Annotated in this window: 3 protein-coding genes; 1 reads left to right on the forward strand and 2 read right to left on the reverse strand. The window is 66.0% G+C overall.

The features are described from left to right. Window positions 1-1,746 (forward strand): AGE family epimerase/isomerase (locus EOA28_RS27660; RefSeq protein ID WP_128315482.1); only part of this gene is annotated, 1,746 nt, incomplete at its 5' end. Window positions 1,747-1,781: 35 nt separating this feature from the next. Here EOA28_RS27660 and EOA28_RS27665 read toward each other — a convergent pair. Beyond that, entirely contained in the window at window positions 1,782-2,477 is a 696-nt protein-coding gene (locus EOA28_RS27665) for a YoaK family protein (protein ID WP_128315483.1), read from the reverse strand. Between the two features lie 84 nt (window positions 2,478-2,561). Then, a partial coding sequence (gene betB, locus EOA28_RS27670) for a betaine-aldehyde dehydrogenase (RefSeq protein ID WP_128315484.1) occupies window positions 2,562-3,922 on the reverse strand: 1,361 nt, incomplete at its 5' end.

The following is a 3,922-nucleotide window of genomic DNA, read 5'->3' on the forward strand; positions in this document are numbered from 1 at the left end:
GACAGGGCGGGCGTGTTCGACGTCTCGCGCTTTGTCGAGAAGCCGGATCTCGCCACCGCGCAGGCCTATCTCGACGCCGGCAATTTCTACTGGAACACCGGCATCTTCCTGTTCCGCGCCGGCGCCATGCGCGACGCCTTCGCGGCCTATGAGCCGAAAATCTGGCAGGCGACCGAAACTGCCTACAAGGCGGCAACCAGCGATCTCTCGGGCCTTTACATGGCGCTGGAACTCTACTCGGTCATCCCGTCGACCTCGATCGACTACGCCATCATGGAGCGCGCCAAGGACATTGCCATGGTCCCGGCCGGCTTCCGCTGGAACGATCTCGGCTCGTGGCAGTCGCTGCTCGATGTCGGCCCGTCCGACAAGCACGGCAACGTCATCATCGGCGATGTCGTCGCCATCGATTGCGAACACTCCTATATCCGCGGCGATGGCCGCCTGCTTTCGGCGATCGGCATGAAGGATGTCGCTATCGTTTCGACGGCTGACGCCACCTTCGTCGCGCCGGTCAGCCACAGCCAGCACGTCAAGAAGATCGTCGAGCAGCTGGAGAAATCCGGACGGCTGGAGACGCGATTCACGCCGGCGCATGACCGCGTCATCGAGAGCGGCGCCTGGCGGCGGCGCGTGCGCCACTGGCTGTTCGAGGAGACGCTGCCGCTGTGGTCGACGGTCGGCGTCGATGAGCGCCATGGCGGCTTCCACGAAGCGCTCGGCTTCGACGCCGCGCCTTTGATGAAACCCAAGCGAATGCGCACGCAGGCGCGCCAGGTCTACGCCTTCGCGGTGGCCAAGGAGCGTGGCTGGGAAGGTCCGGCGGACAGGCTGATCGCCCACGGTATCGACTTCATGGCTGGTCAGGGCCGCACCGTGCGCGGCGGCTGGGTGCGCACGCTCAACATCGATGGCTCGGTCGCCGATCCTGTCGAGGATGCCTACGATCATTCCTGCGTGCTCCTGGCGCTGGCGCACGCCCACATGTCGGGCCATCCAGATGCGTTGCGGCTCGGCGAGGAGACGTTTTCCTTCCTCGACGCGCATCTGGAAGACAGCCGCATGACCGGTTTCCTGGAAACCTCGGATGGGGCGGAGGAGCGGCGCTCCAACCCGCACATGCATCTGCTCGAGGCCTTCCTCGCCTGGCACAAGGCGACGGGCGAGCGCGCCTATCTGCGCCGCGCAGCGCGCATCATCGACCTCTTCCGCAGTCATTTCTTCGATGCCGAAAGCTGGACGATTGGCGAGTATTTCGACAAGGGCTGGAAGCCGGCCGCGGGCGAGAAGGGGAGTTGGACCGAGCCTGGCCATCATTTCGAATGGGCCTCGCTGCTGGTCGATTTCGCCGCCCGCAGCGGCCAGAGCGAACTTACCGCCTTCGCCCGCAAGCTCTACGCCTCGGCCATTGCCAACGGGCTCAACCGCGCAACCGGCCTCGCCTACGGCGCCGTCTCGCGCCAGGGTCTGCCGCTCGACACGGTTTCGCGAAGCTGGCCACAGGCCGAGGCGATCAAGGCGGCGATCGCGCTGGACGGCTCGGGCGGGCCGGACCTCAAGCCCGAGATCGAGGCGCGCGTCGGCCGCCTGTTCCGCTGGCACATCGATCCGGCGCCGCTCGGTCTGTGGATCGACCGCATCGACGAGCGCGGCCGCTCACTGGCGACCGAGGTGCCGGCCAGCATCTTCTACCATCTGGTCTACGCGCTGACGCAGTATCTGGACGGGACGGCGCAGATGGGGTGAGCCGGTTTCCGGCACGGCCCGATCAAACACCTTCGTCACGGCGTCACGCTCCCGCGGACGATCAGCGCCAGCAGCGCGACGACCGGCGGCGCCGCGAATGACCAGACACCGATCTGCACATGGAGCAGCGCGGCCGTTCCGCATCCGAGAGCGAAGACGGCCACCATGCCCGACATCCGCGCGAGGCGCGACCGTGACGCGGCAGTATCCGCGGCGGACGAGCCGTAGATCAGGTCGGCCAGGTCCAGCATGATCTGGGTCGTGGTGCCGGTCATCAGCGTCGAAGGCGGCAGGCTGGCGAGATGGACGCGATGCGCGGCGTTCTGCACCGCCATGGCCGAAACCAATATCATTCCCGTTACGATGGCGGCCCAATGGTCGCCATCCGGGAAAGGCCCGAGCCGGACCGCCAGAACGGCGGCTGCGATCAGCAATACGAGCTTGATCGTCAGCAGGTAACGAAAGACCGGCGCTTCCCGGTGTCTCAGCGCGTTCGACAACAGCCGGCTGAGGATGACAACAGCGCAAAAGACCGGCAGCGCAAGCAGCTTCGACAGGGCGCCTGACGTGCCGAGCGCCAGGGAGGCGCCGAGCGTCACGAAGTTGCCGGTGACATGCGCGGTAAACAGCCCCTGGAGCGCCAGGAAACCCATCGTGTCGACATAGCCGCCGTTGAAGCCGAGCAGTAGCGGCAACACGACGGCTCGGTTGTCCTTGGCTTCCCCCGCCATCTTGGCCTCCTTTGCCTCCGGCAAGGTTGTGGCAAACCGCGGCAAGGAGAACAGCGCGATGATCTGCCGAAACGGATCGCGACATCAATAAGGCGCCGCCACGTCACCCGTCTCGACATAAACCGCCTTGAGCTGCGAATAATGCGCGAGCGCGGCCAGCGAGTTCTCGCGGCCGATGCCGGACTGCTTGACGCCGCCGAAGGGCATTTCGACCGGGGTCAGATTGTAGGCGTTGATCCAGGAGGTGCCGGCCTGCAGCTCGGCGATCACCCGATGCGCACGCGGCAGGTCTCGCGTGAACACGCCAGCCGCCAGCCCGAACTCGGTGTCGTTGGCGCGCTCGATCACCTCGTCCTCACTGTCGAACTTCAAGACGCTCATCACCGGTCCGAAAATCTCCTCGCGTGCGATGCGCATGGTGTCGGTGACATTGGTGAACACGGTCGGCTCGATGAAGAAACCGCTCTCGAAACCTTGCAGCGACGGCACGTTGCCGCCGTAGGCGAGTGTCGCTCCGTCCTGCTGGCCGGCTTCGATGTACGAGACGACCTTGCTCTGCTGCAGCCGGCTGACCAGTGGCCCCATCTGCGTCTCGGGATCGAGCGGATCGCCGATGCGAATTTTCTTGGTCCGCTCGACCAGCCGCTCGACGAAGCGGTCATGCAGGCCCTTCTGCACGAAGACGCGCGTGCCGTTGGAGCAGATCTGCCCGGTCGAATAGAAATTGCCGAGCATGGCGCCGCCGATGGCATTCTCGAGGTCGGCATCGTCGAAGACGATGAGCGGCGACTTGCCGCCGAGCTCCATCGTCGCATGCGTCATCTTGGAGCCGGCGAGCGACAGCACCTTGCGACCGGTCGGCACCGAGCCGGTCACCGAAACTTTTGCCACCACATCATGGCCGACGAGGCCGGCGCCGACATCGCCATAGCCTTGCACGACATTGAACAGCCCATCGGGCAAGCCGGCCTCCGAGTAGATCTCGGCCAGCGCCAGGGCCGAAAGCGGCGTGTTCTCCGAAGGCTTGAACACCATGGCATTGCCCATGGCCAGCGCCGGCGCCGATTTCCAGCCGGCGATCTGGATCGGGTAGTTCCAGGCGCCGATGCCGACGCAGACGCCGAGCGGCTCGCGGCGCGTGTAGGCGAATGGTCCGCCGAGATCGATCATCTCGCCGTTGAAGGCGGCGACCGCTCCGGCGAAATATTCCAGGCAGTCGGCGGCGGAAGGGGCGTCCGCCACCAATGTCTCCTGGATCGCCTTTCCGGTGTCGAGCGTCTCGATGCGCGCCAGGTCGGCGTTGCGCGCGCGCAGAATATCGGCGGCGCGGCGCAGGATGCGGCCGCGCTCGACGGGCTTTAGCCGCGCCCAGGCCGGCTGCGCGGAGCGGGCCGCCTCGATCGCCAGCTCCAGCACGTTCGGCGTCGCTGAATGCAGGGTGGCGA

Source organism: Mesorhizobium sp. M2A.F.Ca.ET.067.02.1.1 (genome assembly GCF_004023285.1).
Taxonomy (GTDB): domain Bacteria; phylum Pseudomonadota; class Alphaproteobacteria; order Rhizobiales; family Rhizobiaceae; genus Mesorhizobium.